This window comes from Citrobacter koseri ATCC BAA-895 (assembly GCF_000018045.1).
Lineage (GTDB): Bacteria > Pseudomonadota > Gammaproteobacteria > Enterobacterales > Enterobacteriaceae > Citrobacter_B > Citrobacter_B koseri.
In genome coordinates this window covers 3,378,940-3,397,810 of record NC_009792.1, presented here as the reverse complement: position 1 = coordinate 3,397,810, position 18,871 = coordinate 3,378,940, and the positions used below count along the sequence as shown (strand labels likewise).

Genomic DNA, 18,871 nt, shown 5'->3' with positions numbered 1-18,871 from the left:
CTGGTTTATCATCAATGTAATTAATACAACCTGGTTTATCCCGTTTTCCCCTTTTCCTGAGGTTGATGTGCAGTTAACGAGTTTCACCGATTACGGATTACGTGCGCTAATCTATATGGCGTCGCTACCCGAAGGACGTATGACCAGTATTTCTGAGGTGACAGAAGTCTACGGCGTGTCCCGTAATCATATGGTCAAAATAATCAATCAACTTAGCCGGGCGGGCTTCGTTACTGCTATTCGAGGAAAAAATGGCGGTATCCGCCTGGGTAAACCGGCTAATGTTATTGTTATCGGTGATGTGGTTCGTGAGCTGGAACCTTTATCTCTGGTAAATTGCAGCAGCGAATTTTGCCACATTACTCCTGCCTGCCGACTCAAGCAGGCACTTTCGAAGGCCGTGCAAAGTTTTCTCAAGGAACTGGATAACTACACGCTTGCCGATTTGGTTGAAGAGAATCAACCGCTTTATAAATTATTGCTGGTGGAGTGACGAAAATCTTCATCAGAGCTGACAACGGAGGAACCGCCATGTCACAAGATCCTTTCCTGGAACGTGAAGCTGAAAAATACGCTAACCCTATCCCGAGCCGGGAATTTATCCTCGAACATTTAACAAAACGTGAAAAACCAGCCAACCGTGATGAGTTGGCTGCGGAACTGAACATTGAAGGTGAAGAGCAGCAGGAAGCCCTGCGCCGCCGTCTGCGCGCGATGGAACGCGACGGACAGCTGGTCTTTACCCGCCGCCAGTGCTATGCGCTGCCGGAACGCCTCGACCTGCTGAAAGGTACCGTTATCGGCCACCGTGATGGCTACGGCTTTTTGCGTGTCGAAGGACGTAAAGATGACCTGTATCTCTCCAGTGAGCAGATGAAAACCTGCATTCATGGCGATCAGGTACTGGCGCAGCCGCTGGGGGCCGATCGTAAAGGCCGCCGCGAAGCGCGTATCGTGCGCGTTCTGGTGCCGAAAACCAGCCAGATTGTCGGTCGTTACTTTACCGATGCGGGCGTGGGCTTTGTGGTGCCGGACGATAGCCGTCTGAGCTTCGACATCCTGATCCCGCCTGAAGAGGTGATGGGCGCGCGCATGGGCTTTGTGGTGGTGGTGGAACTCACCCAGCGCCCGACCCGCCGCACTAAAGCGGTCGGTAAAATCGTTGAGGTTCTCGGCGATAACATGGGCACTGGCATGGCTGTCGATATGGCGCTGCGCACCCATGAAATTCCTTATATCTGGCCGCAGGCGGTAGAACAGCAGATCGCCGGTCTGAAAGAAGAAGTGCCGGAAGAGGCGAAAGCAGGCCGTGTGGATCTGCGCGACTTACCCCTGGTGACGATTGATGGCGAAGACGCCCGTGACTTTGACGATGCGGTTTACTGCGAGAAGAAACGCGGTGGCGGCTGGCGCCTGTGGGTGGCTATCGCTGACGTAAGTTATTACGTGCGTCCGCCAACGCCGCTGGATCGCGAAGCGCGCAACCGTGGGACGTCGGTCTATTTCCCGTCGCAGGTTGTGCCGATGCTGCCGGAAGTGCTCTCCAATGGCCTGTGTTCGCTGAATCCACAGGTTGACCGCCTGTGTATGGTCTGCGAAATGACCGTTTCATCAAAAGGGCGTTTAACCGGCTATAAATTCTACGAAGCAGTGATGAGTTCCCATGCGCGCCTGACGTATACCAAAGTCTGGCATATGCTACAGGGCGACCAGGACCTGCGCGAGCAGTATGCGCCGCTGGTCAGGCACATCGAAGAGCTGCATAACCTCTACAAAGTGCTGGATAACGCCCGCGAAGAGCGTGGCGGCATCTCATTTGAAAGCGAAGAAGCGAAGTTTATCTTCAATGCTGAACGTCGCATTGAACGTATCGAGCAGACGCAGCGTAATGACGCACACAAGCTGATCGAAGAATGCATGATTCTGGCGAATATCTCGGCGGCGCGATTCGTTGAGAAAGCCAAAGAGCCTGCGCTGTTCCGTATCCACGACAAGCCGAGCACCGAGGCGATTACCTCCTTCCGTTCCGTTCTGGCGGAGCTGGGGCTGGAATTGCCGGGCGGCAATAAGCCGGAACCGCGTGATTATGCGGAGCTGCTGGAGTCGATTGCCGACAGGCCTGACGCGGAAATGCTGCAAACCATGCTGCTGCGCTCAATGAAACAGGCAATTTACGATCCAGAAAACCGTGGCCACTTTGGTCTGGCATTGCAGTCTTACGCGCACTTTACCTCGCCGATCCGCCGTTATCCTGACCTGTCGCTGCACCGTGCCATTAAGTATCTGCTGGCGCATGAGCAAGGGCATAAGGGCAACACGACGGAAACGGGCGGCTACCACTATTCGATGGAAGAGATGCTGCAACTGGGCCAGCACTGTTCTATGACCGAGCGCCGTGCTGACGAAGCCACGCGCGACGTCTCTGACTGGCTGAAGTGTGACTTCATGCTGGATCAGGTGGGGAACGTCTTTAAAGGGGTGATTTCCAGCGTAACCGGGTTCGGCTTCTTTGTTCGTCTGGATGAACTGTTTATTGATGGTCTGGTACACGTCTCTTCGCTGGACAACGATTACTACCGTTTCGATCAGGTAGGGCAGCGTCTGATGGGGGAATCCAGCGGCCAGACCTACCGTCTGGGCGACCGCGTGGAAGTCCGCGTCGAAGCGGTCAATATGGATGAGCGTAAAATTGACTTTAGCCTGATCTCCAGCGAACGCGCCCCGCGCAACGTCGGTAAAACCGCGCGTGAGAAAGCGAAAAGAGGCGAAACGGCTAAAAATGCCGGTAAGCGTCGTCAGGTGGGCAAAAAGGTGAATTTCGAACCGGATAGCGCCTTCCGCGGCGAGAAAGCGAAAGGTAAGGCGAAGAAAGAGAAGAAAGCCAAAAATCCATCGGCAAAGACGCAGAAAATCGCTGCCGCGACAAAAGCGAAGCGCGCGGCGAAGAAAAAGTCAGCTGAGTAATTTCCCCCTCTCCCCCTGCGTGGAGAGGGCGTTTGTACTGTAGACCGGGCAGGCATCGCGCCGCCCGGCAAAATTGATCAATGAGAACCATCAATGAGTGAAATGATTTACGGCATCCACGCGGTGCAGGCTCTGCTGGAACGTGCGCCAGAGCGCTTTCAGGACGTCTTTATTCTGAAAGGGCGGGAAGATAAACGCCTGCTGCCGCTGATCCATGCGCTGGAAGCGCAGGGCGTGGTGATCCAACTGGCGAACCGCCAGTATCTTGATGAAAAAAGCGAGGGTGCGGTACATCAGGGGATCATTGCGCGCGTGAAGCCGGGACGCCAGTATCAGGAAAACGATCTTCCTGATCTGATCGCGAAGTTCGACAATCCCTTCCTGCTGATCCTCGACGGCGTGACCGATCCGCATAACCTCGGCGCCTGTCTGCGTAGCGCAGACGCCGCTGGCGTACATGCGGTCATTGTGCCGAAAGATCGTTCTGCACAGCTTAATGCAACGGCGAAAAAGGTGGCCTGCGGCGCAGCCGAAAGCGTGCCGCTGATCCGTGTGACCAACCTGGCGCGTACCATGCGTCTGTTGCAGGAAGAGAATATCTGGATTGTCGGTACGGCGGGCGAAGCTGACCATACGCTGTTCCAGAGCAAAATGACCGGCCGGATGGCGCTGGTGATGGGCGCTGAAGGCGAAGGGATGCGTCGTCTGACCCGCGAGCACTGTGATGAGCTGATCAGCATTCCGATGGCGGGCAGCGTGTCGTCGCTGAACGTCTCCGTCGCGACCGGGATCTGCTTGTTTGAAGCGGTGCGACAGCGCAGCTAAGCGCTTTTGACTGATGAAGCCATCCCTCGGGATGGCTTTTTTGTGACCGTTATCCCAGGCGTGTCCCCCGCAGGCTGACCATACTTAATGCGACTGCCATTGACGGAGGGAAACACAATGCACTGGCAAACGCATACCGTTTTTAACCAACCGGCACCGCTCAACAACAGCAATTTATTCCTGTCTGATGGCGCGCTTTGCGAGGCGGTCGCCCGTGAAGGCGCGGGCTGGGACAGCGATCTTCTCGCCAGCATCGGTCAACAATTGGGCACTGCGGAGTCGCTGGAGCTGGGGCGGCTGGCGAACGCCTTTCCACCTGAACTGCTACGTTACGATCCACAAGGGCAGCGGCTGGACGATGTTCGTTTTCATCCCGCCTGGCATCTGCTGATGCAGGGCCTGTGCGCTAACCGTGTGCATAATCTGGCCTGGGAAGAGAACGCCAGGCAGGGGGCGTTTGTCGCGCGGGCTGCGCGTTTTATGCTGCATGCGCAGGTGGAAGCGGGTACGTTGTGTCCAGTTACGATGACTTTTGCCGCCACGCCGCTGCTGCTACAGATGCTGCCATCCCCCTTCCACGACTGGTTAACGCCGTTACGCAGCGATCGCTATGATTCACACCTCCTGCCCGGTGGGCAAAAACGCGGCCTGCTGATTGGCATGGGCATGACGGAAAAGCAGGGCGGCTCCGATGTGCTGAGTAACACCACCCGGGCAGAGCGACTGGACGACGGCGCCTGGCGCCTGGTGGGGCATAAATGGTTTTTCTCCGTGCCGCAAAGCGACGCGCACCTGGTGCTGGCGCAGACGAAAGGCGGATTATCCTGCTTTTTTGTCCCGCGTTTTTTGCCTGACGGGCAGCGAAACGGCGTTCGCCTTGAGCGGTTGAAAGACAAACTGGGCAACCGCTCTAATGCCAGTTGCGAGGTTGAGTTTCAGGATGCGGTAGGCTGGCTACTGGGTGAGGAAGGCGAGGGGATTCGTCACATACTGAAGATGGGAGGGATGACCCGCTTTGATTGCGCGTTGGGCAGTCATAGTATGATGCGCCGGGCGTTTTCCGTGGCGATTTACCACGCGCATCAGCGGCAGGTGTTCGGCAAGTCTTTGATTGATCAGCCCATGATGCGGCAGGTTTTAAGTCGTATGGCGCTCCAGCTTGAAGGCCAGACGGCGCTGCTGTTTCGTCTGGCTCGTGCGTGGGATCGTCGTGGCGACCCGAAAGAAGCGCTCCGGGCGCGTTTGTTCACGCCAGCCGCGAAGTTTGCTATTTGCAAAAGCGGCATCCCCTTTGTTGCCGAGGCGATGGAAGTGCTCGGTGGCGTTGGCTATTGCGAGGAGAGCGAGCTGCCGCGCCTGTATCGTGAGATGCCGGTCAACAGCATCTGGGAAGGGTCGGGAAACGTCATGTGTCTGGATGTGCTGCGGGTGCTGAGTAAACAGACCGGCGTCTATGAGCTGCTCAACGAGGCTTTTGCGGAGGTCAAAGGGCAGGATCGGCATTATGATCGGGCGGTACGTCAGCTGCAACAGCGCTTGCGCAAACCCGATGAAGCGCAGGGGCGGGAGATAACGCAGCAGCTGTTCTTGCTCGGCTGCGGGGCGCAAATGCTGCGCTATGCTTCTCCGCCGTTGGCACAGGCCTGGTGCCAAATGATGCTGGACACGCGCGGCGTGTTACGCCTGTCTGAACAGGTGCAAAATGATCTGTTGCTGCGGGCAACGGGGGGATTGCGATAACGATTTGCCTGATGGCGGCGCGAGCGCGGCTTATCATGCCAGCGATCGATGCAGGCCAGATAAGTTTATGCCATCAGGCAATCTGTTACGCATAAAGTATGGCTTGTACGCGCCAGTTATCGGGCTGCTGTTCTTCGTACATCTGGATAATCCGATACCACGAAGCGCCCTGCTCATCGGCTTTTAACGCAATGATACGTTCCACATCCTGCTGATTTCCCGAAATATTACTCACGGATATCAGACCAATTTCATTCAGGCCCGTTACGCAGTCCGCGCTGGCGAATTCGGCAGACTGCGCCGTCGTACTCACCAGGCCGGCAGAAAGCAGCAGTGAGGATAAGGCAAGAGATCGTTTCATCGTCAGCTCCTTTTACGTGACCCCGCATTCAACAGGGCATTCCATTGCGGTCATCCCATGATTTCATTGTGCACAGGTAAACGCATAGAGGCGCAAAGCAATGTAAAGCTGACTAAATTTCAACCTTCCGCTATTTACGATACAGGATGGCTTGCGAATACCATTGGCCTGTTACGATGGTTTCATCAACCAATAAAATAACGTAATAATCTGCTTTAGCGGCGGCGGCTTTCGCTCTGATCTCTGCCACAGCATCGTCAGGAGAACCCCGAACCATTGAGCTTACCGTTCCCAGGCGCTGCAACCCTTGTGTCTGGTCACGGCGAATTTCCTGAGGATGGTCAGCGACTGGCGGTGCTGGTTGCGGCGTCCCTTGCAATACGCTACAGGCGCTTAAAAACAGTACCAGCATCAATGGGGCGAACCGGCGCATAACTCTATCTCGTTTACTGATAGCCATAGTGTAGTGCCTTATTAATTTCCTTTAGGGGGAATGTTCCCAAATTGTTATCTCTCACGCGATTTTCGAATGAAAATAGGGTGAAAGCGTAATCCACTTCTCAACATTATGAATCATTGCCGTACTCATTAACTTGAGTTATGTATTTCTCCGTGGCATATCAGAGAAAGGGGGATATATGATAAAAATAGAAACACGGTACCTGGCAGGACATTCCATACTCCACGCGTTTCCTGACGGTAAATGTGACACGCCCCTTCCATGTATTATTTTTTACCACGGTTTTACCTCTTCCAGCCTGGTCTATAGCTACTTTGCTGTTGCCCTGGCGCAGGCCGGGTTCCGGGTTATCATGCCGGATGCGCCCGAGCATGGCGCGCGGTTTAGCGGTGATGCGCAGGGGCGAATGACCCAATTCTGGCAGATTCTGCGGCAAAACATGCAGGAATTCGCTGCGTTACGTGCGGCAGTTCAACAGGAAAACTGGGTGCTGGAAGAACGTCTGGCCGTGGGGGGCGCATCAATGGGCGGTATGACGGCGCTGGGGATCATGGCCCGCCACCCGGAGGTAAAATGCGTCGCCAGCCTGATGGGGTCGGGTTATTTCACCCGACTGGCGCATACGCTTTTTCCGCCATTAATTCCTGAGACGCCTGAGCAACAGCGAGAATTTGACGACATTATTGCTCCCCTGGCTGAGTGGGAGGTGGCGCATCAGTTGCCAAAACTGGCCGACCGGCCGCTGCTGCTATGGCATGGACAGGAAGATGACGTCGTCCCTGCGGTGGAAACGTTCCGCTTACAACAGGCGCTGATTCAGGCGAACAGGGATCAGAACCTGACCTGTCTGTGGGAAGCAGGCGTACGCCACCGTATTACGTCAGAGGCGCTGGCGGCAACGGTGTCGTTTTTCCGCCAGCATCTTTAAACGCGCAGAATGCTAACGCCTTGCGCTTCAAGCTGTTGCAGAATGTCAGGGTTAGCATTTTTGCCCGTAATCAGCGTGTCTATTTGATCGGCGCGGCTGAACAACATGCCTGCGCGCTCGCCGATCTTGCTGCTATCCACCAGCACCACCAGCTTTCCGACCACGCTGAGCATTTTCTGCTCGGCCATAGCGGTGAGCATATCGGTTTTATACAGTCCGTCCGCGGTCAGGCCTTTGCCGCTGGTAAACATCCAGTGCCCGGCATACAGGCTGTTTTCGCTGCCCTGGGGGCTAAGCGTGATGGACTGGCTCTTGTTGTACTGACCTCCCATGATGATCACGCTTTCATGTTCCTGATCGATCAGATAGTTCGCCAGCGGGAGATAGTTGGTGATGATCTGCACCGGCTTACCGCATATTTCTCTGCCCAGCAGAAAGGCGGTCGATCCACAGTTGATCACCACGCTTTCCCCAGGATTCACCAGTTGCGCTGCCGCTTTAGCAATGCGCACTTTTTCATCGTGGTTCTGTGCCTGATGCAGATTCATCGGCGTCCAGCGCGGACGTTGCTGAGCGATCGCTTCGGCGCCATTACGCACTTTTTTGAGCTTTCCGCTCTCATCGAGCTTGTTGATATCCCGACGCGCCGTGGCCGGGGAGATCCCCAGACGTTCGATCACATTCTCGACGGTAACAAAGCCCAATTGCGCCAGCATATCCAGCAATATTTGATGTCTTTGTGCTTCAGTCATGAGCTATTCCGATACGAATTGATTTTAAAAGATGATATTTGAAATAGCCTGAAAATACTAAAGTAAATATAGAAAAATGCCGGGAAAACCCGGCATCGGAGAACAATTACAGGAAGGATTTGAACGGTAAATCCGGTTCCATCGTGAAGCAGTCATCAAAACCACGCGGGTAGTGATATTCAAAGTTGTCTTTATCCAGTGGCCAGGTGAACTTACCGCCAACCTGCCAGATAAACGGCTTGAAGCCATACTTCAGGCGATCTTTTTTCATTTCCCACAGAACGCGGATTTCCTGCGGATCGGCCTGGAAGTTCGACCAGATATCATGGTGGAACGGAATCACGACTTTCGTGTTCAGCGCTTCCGCCATACGCAGCATGTCGGCGCTGGTCATCTTGTCGGTGATGCCACGCGGGTTCTCGCCATAGGAGCCGAGCGCCACGTCGATCTGATGCTCATTGCCGTGCTTCGCATAGTAGTTGGAGTAGTGGGAGTCGCCGCTGTGATACAGCGTACCGCCCGGCGTTTTGAACAGGTAGTTCACCGCGCGCGCATCCATGCCGTCCGGCAGTACGCCCGCCGCCTTTTGATCGGCCGGAAGCGTGATGAGCGCAGTACGATCAAACGCATCAAGCGCATGAATTTCGATGTCTTTCACTTTCACAACATCGCCCGGTTTGACCACGATGCAGCGCTCTTTCGGCACGCCCCAGCCAATCCACAGGTCAACGCAGGTTTGCGGCCCGATGAAAGGCACATCGTCAGCGCAGTTTTGCATCACCGCTGCGGCGACGTTGACGTCGATATGATCGTTATGATCGTGAGTGGCCAGCACGGCATCGATCTGGCGAATCGCGAAAGGATCGAGAACAAACGGCGTGGTGCGCAGGTTCGGCTGCAATTTCTTCACCCCTGCCATGCGCTGCATCTGATGGCCCGTTTTCATCAACGGATTGCCGTGGCTTTGCTTGCCGGTGCCGCACCAGAAATCAACGCATACGTTGGTGCCGCCTTCTGATTTCAGCCAGATGCCGGTGCAACCGAGCCACCACATAGCAAATGTGCCGGGCGCGACCTGTTCCTGTTCGATCTCTTCATTCAGCCAGCTTCCCCACTCAGGAAAGGTGCTCAGGATCCATGATTCACGCGTGATACTTTTCACTTTACTCATCGCATTTACCTTCATGTTTGTTCAAATTGAATCAGTGTATGATTTGTTTTGATTAATCCTGACATTATTTTTTCAAGATGGCAACGGCATATTTTTGCTTGTGAAGGGTGGTCTGGAAGTGAAGGAGAACGTAATGAAGGGCGTATAACTATTGAAATTAAATATATCTATTTGATTAAGATGAGTTTTATTGATAGCTGGTTAACGTCGGGTTAATCCTTTTCTGAAGTGTGGGAATTATTTGCGTGGTGCGTCACAATTAATCAAATTCAATCTTGTTGTGATTACTTTTGAAAATTAGAGTGGTGACACAACAACCTGAGCGTACGCAGAGCTCAGCAACTTCGTCTACTGGAGATCGTTATGGAGATCCTCTACAACATCTTTACCGTTTTCTTTAACCAGGTTATGACCAATGCTCCGCTGCTACTGGGTATTGTCACCTGTCTGGGCTATATCCTCCTACGCAAAAGTGTCAGCGTTATTATCAAAGGTACGATAAAAACCATTATTGGTTTCATGTTATTACAGGCAGGGTCCGGCATCCTGACCAGTACCTTTAAGCCCGTCGTGGCGAAGATGTCTGAGGTGTATGGCATCAACGGCGCGATTTCTGATACTTACGCCTCCATGATGGCGACGATCGAGCGCATGGGCGATGCCTACAGTTGGGTCGGGTATGCCGTGCTGTTAGCGCTGGCATTGAATATCGGCTACGTGCTGCTGCGCCGGATTACCGGGATTCGCACCATCATGCTTACCGGGCATATCATGTTCCAGCAGGCGGGGCTGATCGCGGTGTTCTTCTACATCTTCGGTTATCCGATGTGGACCACCATTATCTGCACGGCGGTTCTGGTGTCTCTGTATTGGGGGATCACCTCCAATATGATGTATAAGCCGACGCAGGAAGTCACAGATGGCTGTGGTTTCTCCATTGGTCACCAGCAACAGTTTGCCGCATGGCTGGCGTATAAAGTCGCGCCATATCTCGGTAAAAAAGAAGAGAGCGTTGAAGATCTCAAACTGCCCGGCTGGCTGAATATCTTCCACGACAATATCGTCTCCACGGCAATTGTCATGACCATCTTCTTCGGCGCGATCCTGCTCTCTTTTGGCCTGGATGTGGTTCAGGCGATGGCGGGTAAAACGCACTGGTCTATCTATATCCTGCAAACCGGCTTCCAGTTCGCTGTCGCTATTTTCATCATCACGCAGGGCGTGCGCATGTTTGTCGCCGAACTGTCCGAAGCATTTAACGGTATCTCTCAGCGTCTGATCCCCGGTGCTGTGCTGGCGATTGACTGTGCGGCGATTTATAGCTTCGCGCCGAACGCGGTGGTCTGGGGCTTTATGTGGGGCACGATTGGTCAGCTGATCGCCGTTGGTATTCTGGTGGGTTGCGGCTCCTCCATTCTGATCATCCCTGGCTTTATCCCAATGTTCTTCTCTAACGCCACGATTGGCGTGTTCGCTAACCACTTTGGCGGCTGGCGCGCGGCGCTCAAGATTTGCCTGGTTATGGGCATGATCGAAATCTTTGGCTGCGTCTGGGCGGTGAAACTGACCGGTATGAGCGCCTGGATGGGAATGGCGGACTGGTCGATTCTGGCGCCTCCGATGATGCAAGGCTTCGTCAGCATCGGGCTGATGTTTATGAGCGTCATGATACTGATTTCACTGGCTTATATGTTCTTCGCAGGGCGCACATTGCGCGCTGAAGAAGATGCAGAAAAACAACTGGCAGAACACTCTGCTTAATAAGGAGTTCCGATTATGACCGTACGTATTCTGGCTGTTTGTGGTTGTGGGCAAGGCAGTTCAATGATCATGAAAATGAAAGTTGACCAGTTTCTGACGCAGCAGGGCGTTGCGCACACGGTAAATAGCTGCGCGGTGGGTGAGTACAAAAGTGAGCTGAACGGCGCGGACATCATTATTGCCTCGACGCACGTCGCCAGCGAAATCACCGTCTCCGGTAATAAATATGTGGTGGGCGTGCGCAATATGCTTTCCGCCGCTGATTTTGGTCCGAAACTGATGGAAGTGATCAAAGAGCACTTTCCGAACGACCTGAAATAAGGACGCAGCATGAAATTACGTGATTCGCTGGCGGAGAATAAGTCCATTCGCCTGAATGCAGAAGCGAGCACCTGGCAGGAGGCGGTGAAAATCGGCGTAGACCTGCTGGTGGAAGCAGATGTTGTGGAGCCGCGTTACTACCAGGCCATTCTTGATGGCGTAGAGCGTTTTGGTCCGTATTTTGTGATTGCGCCAGGCCTGGCGATGCCGCATGGCCGCCCGGAAGAGGGCGTCAAAAAAACCGGCTTCGCGTTGGTGACGCTGAAAACGCCGATGGTCTTCAACCACGAAGATAATGACCCGGTCGATATCCTCATCACGCTGGCGGCAGTGGATGCCCGCGCGCATCAGGAAGACGGCATCATGCAAATCGTCAACCTGTTTGAAGATGAAGCCAACTTTGACCGTTTACGCGCCTGCCGTACCGAGCAGGATGTGCTGGATTTAATTGATAACGCCACTGCGGCGGCAGTTTAAGTAAGGAATAGAAATGTCATTACCTATGTTGCAAGTTGCGCTGGATAACCAGACGCTGTCCCACGCTTACGAAACGACCCGCCTGATCGCGGAAGAAGTCGATATTATCGAAGTTGGCACCATCCTGTGCGTGGGTGAAGGCGTACGTGCGGTACGCGATCTGAAAGCGCTCTATCCGCATAAGATCGTGCTGGCTGACGCCAAAATTGCGGACGCGGGGAAAATTCTTTCTCGTATGTGCTTTGAAGCCAACGCGGATTGGGTGACGGTTATCTGCTGCGCGGATATCAACACCGCCAAAGGCGCGCTGGAAGTGGCGCAAGAGTTTAACGGCGATGTGCAGATTGAACTGACCGGCTACTGGACCTGGGAGCAGGCGCAGGAGTGGCGCGATGCGGGGATCCAGCAGGTGGTTTATCACCGTAGCCGTGATGCACAGGCCGCTGGCGTGGCCTGGGGCGAAGCGGATATCAGCGCGATCAAACGTCTCTCTGATATGGGCTTTAAAGTGACCGTGACCGGCGGCCTGGCGCTGGAAGACCTGCCGCTGTTTAAGGGCATTCCAATCCATGTCTTTATTGCTGGTCGCAGCATTCGCGACGCCGCCTCTCCGGTTGAAGCCGCGCGTCAGTTTAAACGTTCTATCGCCCAGTTGTGGGGATAAGGAGCGGATATGCTGTCTAAACAGACTCCGCTTGGCATCTACGAAAAAGCGCTCCCCGCCGGGGAGTGCTGGTTGGATCGCCTGCGGCTGGCGAAAGAACTGGGCTTCGATTTCGTTGAAATGTCTGTCGATGAAACCGATGCCCGCCTGGCGCGCCTCGACTGGAACCGTGAGCAGCGCCTGGCGCTGGTGAGCGCTATCGCTGAGACCGGCGTGCGGGTGCCGTCCATGTGCCTGAGCGCGCATCGTCGCTTTCCGTTGGGCAGCGAAGATGATGCTGTACGTGCGCAAGGGCTGGAGATCATGCGTAAAGCCATTCAGTTTGCGCAGGATATCGGTATTCGCGTCATCCAGCTTGCGGGTTACGACGTGTACTATCAGGAGGCCAACAATGAAACGCGCCGTCGTTTTCGTGATGGGCTGAAAGAGAGCGTCGAGATGGCAAGCCGTGCTCAGGTCACGCTGGCGATGGAGATCATGGATTACCCTCTGATGAACTCCATCAGCAAAGCGCTGGGGTATGCGCACTATCTTAATAACCCGTGGTTCCAGCTTTATCCTGATATCGGCAACCTGTCAGCCTGGGATAACGATGTGCAGATGGAGTTGCAGGCTGGAATGGGGCATATCGTCGCGGTTCATGTCAAAGATACGAAGCCAGGCGTGTTCAAGAACGTGCCGTTCGGTGAAGGTGTCGTCGATTTTGAACGCTGTTTCGCCACGCTCAAGCAGAGTGGGTATTGCGGGCCATACCTGATTGAGATGTGGAGTGAAACGTCGGACGATCCGGCGCGTGAGGTGGCGAAAGCGCGTGATTGGGTGAAAGCGCGTATGGCCAGCGCCGGTCTGGTGGAGACAGCATAATGCAAAAACTCAGGCAGCACGTTTTTGAAGCCAATATGGATTTGCCGCGTTATGGCCTGGTGACTTTCACCTGGGGCAACGTCAGCGCGATCGACAGGGAGCGCGGGCTGGTGGTCATTAAGCCTAGCGGGGTGGCTTATGAAACCATGAAAGCGGACGATATGGTGGTGGTGGATCTCCAGGGCAATGTGGTGGAAGGGCAGTGGCGGCCTTCTTCCGATACCGCCACGCATCTGGCGCTGTACCGTCGTTACCCTTCGCTGGGTGGTATCGTGCACACGCACTCTACGCATGCCACGGCGTGGGCGCAGGCGGGGCTGGCGATCCCGGCGCTGGGCACGACCCATGCGGACTACTTCTTTGGCGATATCCCCTGTACCAGGGCGTTAACCGAAGAAGAAGTGCAGGGTGAATATGAGCTGAACACCGGCCATGTGATTATCGAAACGCTGGGTGACGGTCAGCCGCTGCATACGCCTGGCGTCGTGGTGTATCAGCACGGGCCGTTCGCTTGGGGCAAAGATGCGCATGACGCCGTGCATAATGCGGTGGTGATGGAAGAGGTCGCGCGGATGGCATGGATTGCTCGCGGTATCAATCCGGCGCTCAGCCCGATCGACGATTATTTAATGAATAAACATTTTATGCGTAAGCATGGGCCTGACGCCTATTACGGACAAAAGTAAGACACGTGCCCTGGAATCATTACTTCCTTCGGGATGTTACCGGCCTGATTCCGGGGCCGCTTTTGCCATAAAAAAGCCCCCGGTGAAGGGGGCAAGTCAAACTATGGCAATGTTCTCGTTGGTTTTTCCTGGTGCTAGCGATAAATATCCGCGCTGGCGCGCATGTTGCCGTTACTTCCCGGTTCCCGGGTCAGGATGGCGTGGTAGTACGTTGCGCCTCGCGCATCTGTCTCTTCATTCAATGCCTGATCTGCTTCACTTTCAGTGGCGAAGTTATGGTTTATATAAATCACGCCTAAGCTCTGCACATCATCCATATTTCGTGCCTGGTGATTATCGATTTTGATGGCTGCCATCGCGTTTGCACTGAGCAAAAGCGCAGCCAGAAGGGTCATAACACGCGCTCGCATACTGTACCTCCTCGACTGCTGTGTCTGGTTAGCAATATCTCCTGTAAGTGAATTGCTTCTGATTTAATTTTAATCGCTACCAGCGAAGTCGATAGCGACCATTTCTGATGCAGTTGTTCAAAAAATTGGCGCGATGCCATGTGATTAATTTTAAATCACATGGTTAACCTGTCTTTGCGCTTCGTGTGAATTTTTGCGCAATCAACTTGTGTTTCCTCATGGGCGCAAGTATTATGACGCGTCATTTTTCAGCCGACCTTTAACACGTTCCTTGCCTCCCCGGGATTCGGCTGACCCAGACAGGAGGCTGAATAATCCGTAAGGAGCAATTCGATGCGTCATTACGAAATCGTTTTTATGGTCCATCCTGACCAGAGCGAACAGGTTCCGGGCATGATCGAGCGCTACACTGGTGCAATCACTGGTGCAGAAGGCAAGATCCACCGTCTGGAAGACTGGGGCCGCCGTCAGCTGGCTTACCCGATCAACAAACTGCACAAAGCTCACTACGTTCTGCTGAACGTTGAAGCGCCGCAGGAAGTGATCGATGAGCTGGAAACTAACTTCCGCTTCAACGATGCCGTTATCCGTAGCATGGTAATGCGTACTAAGCACGCTGTTACCGAAGCATCTCCGATGGTTAAAGCGAAAGACGAGCGCCGTGAGCGTCGCGATGATTTCGCAAACGAAACCGCAGATGATGCAGATGCTGGGGATTCTGAAGAGTAATTTCTGATGACCAACCGTCTGGCGTTGTCCGGCACCGTGTGCAGGATGCCCCTTCGAAAGGTCAGTCCATCAGGAATTCCGCACTGCCAGTTCGTGCTTGAGCATCGTTCTGTGCAGGAGGAAGCCGGGTTTCACCGGCAGGCATGGTGTCAAATGCCCGTTATTGTTAGCGGACACGAAAACCAGGCCATTACTCACAGTATAACGGTCGGCAGCCGCATAACCGTTCAGGGGTTCATCTCTTGCCACAAGGCAAAGAACGGCCTGAGCAAAATGGTTCTGCATGCCGAGCAGATTGAATTGATAGATTCTGGAGACTAGCCATATGGCACGTTATTTCCGTCGTCGCAAGTTCTGCCGTTTCACCGCGGAAGGCGTTCAAGAGATCGACTATAAAGATATCGCTACGCTGAAAAACTACATCACCGAAAGCGGTAAGATTGTCCCAAGCCGTATCACCGGTACCCGTGCAAAATACCAGCGTCAGCTGGCTCGCGCTATCAAACGCGCTCGCTACCTGTCCCTGCTGCCGTACACTGATCGTCATCAGTAATCGGCCACGGTCCATTAATACGACTTTGAGAGGATAAGGTAATGCAAGTTATTCTGCTTGATAAAGTAGCAAACCTGGGTAGCCTGGGTGATCAGGTTAACGTTAAAGCGGGCTATGCTCGTAACTTCCTGGTACCACAGGGTAAAGCTGTTCCTGCTACCAAGAAAAACGTTGAGTTCTTCGAAGCACGTCGCGCTGAACTGGAAGCTAAACTGGCTGACGTTCTGGCTGCTGCAAATGCACGCGCAGAGAAAATCAACGCCCTGGAAACCGTAACCATCGCGTCCAAAGCTGGCGACGAAGGTAAACTGTTCGGTTCCATCGGTACTCGCGACATCGCTGACGCTGTAACAGCAGCTGGCGTTGAAGTGGCTAAGAGCGAAGTTCGTCTGCCGAACGGCGTTCTGCGTACCACTGGTGAGCACGAAGTGAACTTCCAGGTTCACAGCGAAGTATTCGCTAAACTGACTGTAAACGTAGTAGCTGAATAAGTTTTATTCTTCTATCGCGTAAAAACGCCGGCCTTGTGCTGGCGTTTTGCTTTTCTGCCCCCCTGTTTTTCGCACTGGCTATTCTTTACCCTTTTCGGGATAATAAAAAATAAAACATTATTTCAAAGTGGTGATGGAATGGAGATAACCCACCAGCAACCCCTGTTCGCGCGTAAAAACGTTGTCTATCTGGGGGCGGCATTTTGTTGTCTGTTATGGGGAAGCGCCTACCCGGCGATAAAAAGCGGGTACGAGATCTTTCAGATTGCGACAGATGATATCCCGTCAAAAATTGTCTTTGCCGGATACCGTTTCTTGTTCGCGGGGTTATTGCTGCTGTTGCTGGCGATGGCGCAGCGTAAACCGATCGGCCGCTTAAGTCCGCGCCAGTTTGGTCAACTGACCCTGCTGGGGCTGACGCAAACCTCGCTGCAATATATCTTTTTCTATATCGGTCTGGCGTTCACCACGGGCGTGAAAGGATCGATCATGAATGCCACAGGCACTTTTTTTAGCGTGCTGCTGGCGCACTTCATCTACCAGAACGACAAACTGAGCTACAACAAAACCCTCGGCTGTATTCTTGGCTTTGCCGGGGTGATGGTGGTGAACTTCAACAGCGGGCTGATGGATTTCAGCTTTAGCCTGTTGGGTGATGGCTCCGTGGTGCTGGCTGCTTTTATTCTTTCTGCCGCGACCCTTTACGGTAAACGTATTTCGCAGACGGTTGACCCAACGGTGATGACGGGCTATCAGCTTGGCATCGGCGGCCTGGCGCTGGTGATTGGCGGCTATGCCTTCGGCGGCTCGCTCTCCGTGCACGGCCTCTCTTCTGTGGCGATTCTGGGCTATCTGACGCTGCTCTCGTCTGTTGCTTTTGCGCTGTGGAGTATTTTGCTCAAGTACAACCGCGTCGGGATGATTGCGCCGTTTAACTTCCTGATTCCGGTTTCTGGTGCGGTGCTGTCGGCGATTTTCCTCGGCGAAAATATTTTTGAATTGAAATATGCGGTTGCGCTGGTGCTGGTGTGTTCGGGGATCTGGTGGGTAAACAAGGTGAAGCGGTAACGCCTGATGGCGCTACCGCTTATCAGACCTGCAATCGCGAGTGCCGTAGGCCGGATAAGGCGACGCCGCCATCCGGCAATTTGCGCGCTTAACGGGCGCGAATAAAGCTGCCGTTTGGCTGACGGGTAAACAGAACCTGTTGGTCATTACCGGTATCGATGGTCAATCCTGTCACCACGCCATTCGCATTCTGGCGGATCTGCACCATCTGGCCATCTTTCAGATTGCTCAGCGGCTTGCCTGCGCCTTCAACCTGCGCCATCGCGTAAACGTCCGTTGGCGGTAGGCCGTGGTCACGGAACAACTGCGCCAGCGTTTTACCTGACTCCACGCGATAGGAGCGCCACTGCTGGTCAATTCCCCCATTCTGCTGGAAAGGCTGTGTTTGCGGCTGGGATTGCTGCGTCTGCGGCGGCTCTTCCGGTTGACCTTCCTGGATGGGTTCCGGCGCCACGGGGGCGACCTGTCCCGGATCGTTTTGCGGGGCGACCAGTTGCGCCTGAAGTTCGGCTTCTGTCGGCGGTTGCGACTGTGACTGGATATCTGTCTGGACATTACGCGTGACGACGGGCGTATCGCGGGTATCATTCGAGGGAAGCAGAAAACCGACCACCAGCACGATAGCGGCAATAATAATGCCACGGCGATGCATAGGCGGCAGCGGGTCCATGATGCGAAAATTGTCCGGTGCATGCCAGATTTTCGCCAGGGTTGGTTTTAGTTCAAAGCGCCCGGGCATGGCTTTCCTCCTGCTCCGCGTCTCGTTCCTCAATCATAGAGTATAGATGCCTAACGCTATGATGTTCGTAGTTATACCCGCTTTCGTGACATCAGCATGGGTTATTCTTATTGTTTCTTTTTCCCCGCGATTTGTCATCTCTTCCCGAGACAAAGTTTTACCGGAAGAGACGTGGCTGTTATGCTGCCCGCTACTTTACCTCCGATGAAAGGAAATATGATGGCAACCCCGACTTTTGACACTATCGAAGCGCAAGCAAGCTACGGCATTGGTTTACAGGTAGGGCAGCAGCTGAGCGAATCCGGTCTGGAAGGTCTGTTGCCTGAAGCGCTGGTGGCAGGTATCGCTGATGCGCTGGAAGGCAAACACCCGGCAGTGCCTGTTGATGTGGTGCATCGCGCGCTGCGTGAAATTCACGAACGTGCGGATGCCGTACGTCGCGAACGTTTCCAGGCAATGGCGGCAGATGGCGTCAAATATCTGGAAGAAAACCGTGAGAAAGAGGGTGTGAACAGCACCGAATCCGGTCTGCAATTCCGCGTGATCACCCAGGGTGAAGGCGCGATTCCGGCGCGTACTGACCGTGTACGCGTACACTACACCGGCAAACTGATCGACGGCACCGTCTTTGACAGCTCCGTTGCGCGCGGTGAACCGGCTGAATTCCCGGTGAACGGCGTGATCCCAGGCTGGATTGAAGCGCTGACCCTGATGCCGGTTGGTTCCAAATGGGAACTGACTATCCCTCAGGAACTGGCCTACGGCGAGCGTGGCGCGGGCGCGTCCATTCCTCCGTTCAGCACTCTGGTGTTTGACGTAGAACTGCTGGAAATCCTGTAAGCAGTGACTTCTGTTCCCCTCTTTGTTGGGGGGAACAGAAAATATGCAAGAAAACCGTAAGTTAGCC

At 54.1% G+C, this 18,871-nt stretch carries 23 protein-coding genes; 17 read left to right on the top strand and 6 right to left on the bottom strand.

What is annotated here, in order from left to right:
• Window positions 1-67: 67 nt before the first annotated feature.
• From nsrR to CKO_RS15605, 4 genes are all read left to right on the top strand, one after another.
• A complete protein-coding gene (gene nsrR / locus CKO_RS15620) occupies window positions 68-493 on the top strand; it encodes a nitric oxide-sensing transcriptional repressor NsrR (RefSeq protein WP_024130794.1) in 426 nt (141 codons plus the stop codon).
• 38 nt (window positions 494-531) lie between these two features.
• Window positions 532-2,964 carry a ribonuclease R gene (gene rnr, locus CKO_RS15615; RefSeq protein WP_024130793.1) on the top strand — a complete coding sequence of 811 codons (2,433 nt, stop codon included), beginning with the start codon at window positions 532-534 and terminating at the stop codon, window positions 2,962-2,964.
• 93 nt (window positions 2,965-3,057) lie between these two features.
• Complete coding sequence (gene rlmB / locus CKO_RS15610) at window positions 3,058-3,789, top strand: 23S rRNA (guanosine(2251)-2'-O)-methyltransferase RlmB (RefSeq protein WP_012134428.1); 732 nt, start codon at window positions 3,058-3,060, stop codon at window positions 3,787-3,789.
• 117 nt (window positions 3,790-3,906) lie between these two features.
• Window positions 3,907-5,529, top strand: coding sequence for an isovaleryl-CoA dehydrogenase (locus CKO_RS15605; RefSeq protein ID WP_024130792.1), 1,623 nt, complete (start codon window positions 3,907-3,909; stop codon window positions 5,527-5,529).
• A gap of 85 nt (window positions 5,530-5,614) precedes the next feature.
• On the opposite strand, the gene yjfN is transcribed toward CKO_RS15605, so the two are convergent.
• Window positions 5,615-5,890 carry a DUF1471 family protease activator YjfN gene (yjfN, locus tag CKO_RS15600; RefSeq protein ID WP_012134425.1) on the bottom strand — a complete coding sequence of 92 codons (276 nt, stop codon included), beginning with the start codon at window positions 5,888-5,890 and terminating at the stop codon, window positions 5,615-5,617.
• Window positions 5,891-6,020: 130 nt separating this feature from the next.
• Window positions 6,021-6,350: a biofilm peroxide resistance protein BsmA gene (gene bsmA / locus CKO_RS15595; protein WP_012134424.1), complete on the bottom strand. Its 330-nt coding sequence runs from the start codon at window positions 6,348-6,350 to the stop codon at window positions 6,021-6,023.
• Between the two features lie 178 nt (window positions 6,351-6,528).
• On the opposite strand from bsmA, the gene yjfP reads away from it, so the two are divergent.
• Window positions 6,529-7,278, top strand: a complete 750-nt coding sequence (gene yjfP / locus CKO_RS15590; protein WP_012134423.1) for an esterase — start codon at window positions 6,529-6,531, stop codon at window positions 7,276-7,278.
• On the opposite strand, the gene ulaR is transcribed toward yjfP, so the two are convergent.
• Window positions 7,275-8,030: an HTH-type transcriptional regulator UlaR gene (gene ulaR, locus CKO_RS15585; protein WP_012134422.1), complete on the bottom strand. Its 756-nt coding sequence runs from the start codon at window positions 8,028-8,030 to the stop codon at window positions 7,275-7,277. The genes yjfP and ulaR overlap by 4 nt on opposite strands.
• Window positions 8,031-8,136: 106 nt before the next feature.
• The gene (ulaG, locus tag CKO_RS15580) at window positions 8,137-9,201 is read right to left on the bottom strand and encodes an L-ascorbate 6-phosphate lactonase (RefSeq protein WP_024130791.1); all 1,065 of its coding nucleotides are present in this window, start codon (window positions 9,199-9,201) and stop codon (window positions 8,137-8,139) included.
• Window positions 9,202-9,564: 363 nt separating this feature from the next.
• Here ulaG and ulaA point away from each other — a divergent pair, with 363 nt between their 5' ends.
• The 6 genes from ulaA to CKO_RS15550 are packed head-to-tail and all read left to right on the top strand — an operon-like array spanning window position 9,565 to window position 13,974.
• Window positions 9,565-10,962, top strand: coding sequence for a PTS ascorbate transporter subunit IIC (ulaA, locus tag CKO_RS15575; protein WP_012134419.1), 1,398 nt, complete (start codon window positions 9,565-9,567; stop codon window positions 10,960-10,962).
• Window positions 10,963-10,977: 15 nt separating this feature from the next.
• The gene (gene ulaB / locus CKO_RS15570) at window positions 10,978-11,283 is read left to right on the top strand and encodes a PTS ascorbate transporter subunit IIB (protein ID WP_024130790.1); all 306 of its coding nucleotides are present in this window, start codon (window positions 10,978-10,980) and stop codon (window positions 11,281-11,283) included.
• A gap of 9 nt (window positions 11,284-11,292) precedes the next feature.
• Window positions 11,293-11,760, top strand: a complete 468-nt coding sequence (gene ulaC, locus CKO_RS15565; protein WP_012134416.1) for a PTS ascorbate transporter subunit IIA — start codon at window positions 11,293-11,295, stop codon at window positions 11,758-11,760.
• A 13-nt stretch (window positions 11,761-11,773) separates the two neighbouring features.
• On the top strand, window positions 11,774-12,424 hold the full coding sequence (ulaD, locus tag CKO_RS15560; RefSeq protein ID WP_024130789.1) for a 3-keto-L-gulonate-6-phosphate decarboxylase UlaD: 651 nt from the start codon (window positions 11,774-11,776) through the stop codon (window positions 12,422-12,424).
• Window positions 12,425-12,433: 9 nt separating this feature from the next.
• Window positions 12,434-13,288: an L-ribulose-5-phosphate 3-epimerase gene (locus CKO_RS15555; protein ID WP_012134413.1), complete on the top strand. Its 855-nt coding sequence runs from the start codon at window positions 12,434-12,436 to the stop codon at window positions 13,286-13,288.
• Window positions 13,288-13,974, top strand: coding sequence for an L-ribulose-5-phosphate 4-epimerase (locus CKO_RS15550; RefSeq protein ID WP_012134412.1), 687 nt, complete (start codon window positions 13,288-13,290; stop codon window positions 13,972-13,974). The genes CKO_RS15555 and CKO_RS15550 overlap by 1 nt, the downstream gene beginning before the upstream one ends.
• 134 nt (window positions 13,975-14,108) lie before the next feature.
• Here the strand turns inward: CKO_RS15550 and yjfY are convergent, their stop codons facing one another.
• Window positions 14,109-14,384 carry a DUF1471 family protein YjfY gene (yjfY, locus tag CKO_RS15545; protein ID WP_024130788.1) on the bottom strand — a complete coding sequence of 92 codons (276 nt, stop codon included), beginning with the start codon at window positions 14,382-14,384 and terminating at the stop codon, window positions 14,109-14,111.
• A gap of 333 nt (window positions 14,385-14,717) precedes the next feature.
• Here yjfY and rpsF point away from each other — a divergent pair, with 333 nt between their 5' ends.
• The 5 genes from rpsF to CKO_RS15520 all read left to right on the top strand — a co-directional run bounded on the left by rpsF (window position 14,718) and on the right by CKO_RS15520 (window position 17,225).
• Window positions 14,718-15,113, top strand: a complete 396-nt coding sequence (rpsF, locus tag CKO_RS15540; protein ID WP_012134408.1) for a 30S ribosomal protein S6 — start codon at window positions 14,718-14,720, stop codon at window positions 15,111-15,113.
• A gap of 6 nt (window positions 15,114-15,119) precedes the next feature.
• Window positions 15,120-15,434: a primosomal replication protein N gene (gene priB / locus CKO_RS15535; RefSeq protein WP_012134407.1), complete on the top strand. Its 315-nt coding sequence runs from the start codon at window positions 15,120-15,122 to the stop codon at window positions 15,432-15,434.
• Between the two features lie 4 nt (window positions 15,435-15,438).
• Complete coding sequence (gene rpsR, locus CKO_RS15530) at window positions 15,439-15,666, top strand: 30S ribosomal protein S18 (protein ID WP_000135199.1); 228 nt, start codon at window positions 15,439-15,441, stop codon at window positions 15,664-15,666.
• Window positions 15,667-15,707: 41 nt separating this feature from the next.
• Complete coding sequence (gene rplI, locus CKO_RS15525; protein WP_012134405.1) at window positions 15,708-16,157, top strand: 50S ribosomal protein L9; 450 nt, start codon at window positions 15,708-15,710, stop codon at window positions 16,155-16,157.
• 138 nt (window positions 16,158-16,295) lie between these two features.
• Window positions 16,296-17,225, top strand: coding sequence for a DMT family transporter (locus CKO_RS15520; protein WP_012134404.1), 930 nt, complete (start codon window positions 16,296-16,298; stop codon window positions 17,223-17,225).
• Window positions 17,226-17,313: 88 nt separating this feature from the next.
• Here the strand turns inward: CKO_RS15520 and CKO_RS15515 are convergent, their stop codons facing one another.
• Window positions 17,314-17,964, bottom strand: a complete 651-nt coding sequence (locus CKO_RS15515) for an OapA family protein (RefSeq protein WP_012134403.1) — start codon at window positions 17,962-17,964, stop codon at window positions 17,314-17,316.
• A 219-nt stretch (window positions 17,965-18,183) separates the two neighbouring features.
• On the opposite strand from CKO_RS15515, the gene bamJ reads away from it, so the two are divergent.
• Window positions 18,184-18,804 (top strand): BamJ family beta-barrel-assembly machinery protein, encoded by a 621-nt coding sequence (bamJ, locus tag CKO_RS15510; protein WP_024130787.1) that lies wholly within the window; start codon window positions 18,184-18,186, stop codon window positions 18,802-18,804.
• Window positions 18,805-18,871: the final 67 nt, after the last annotated feature.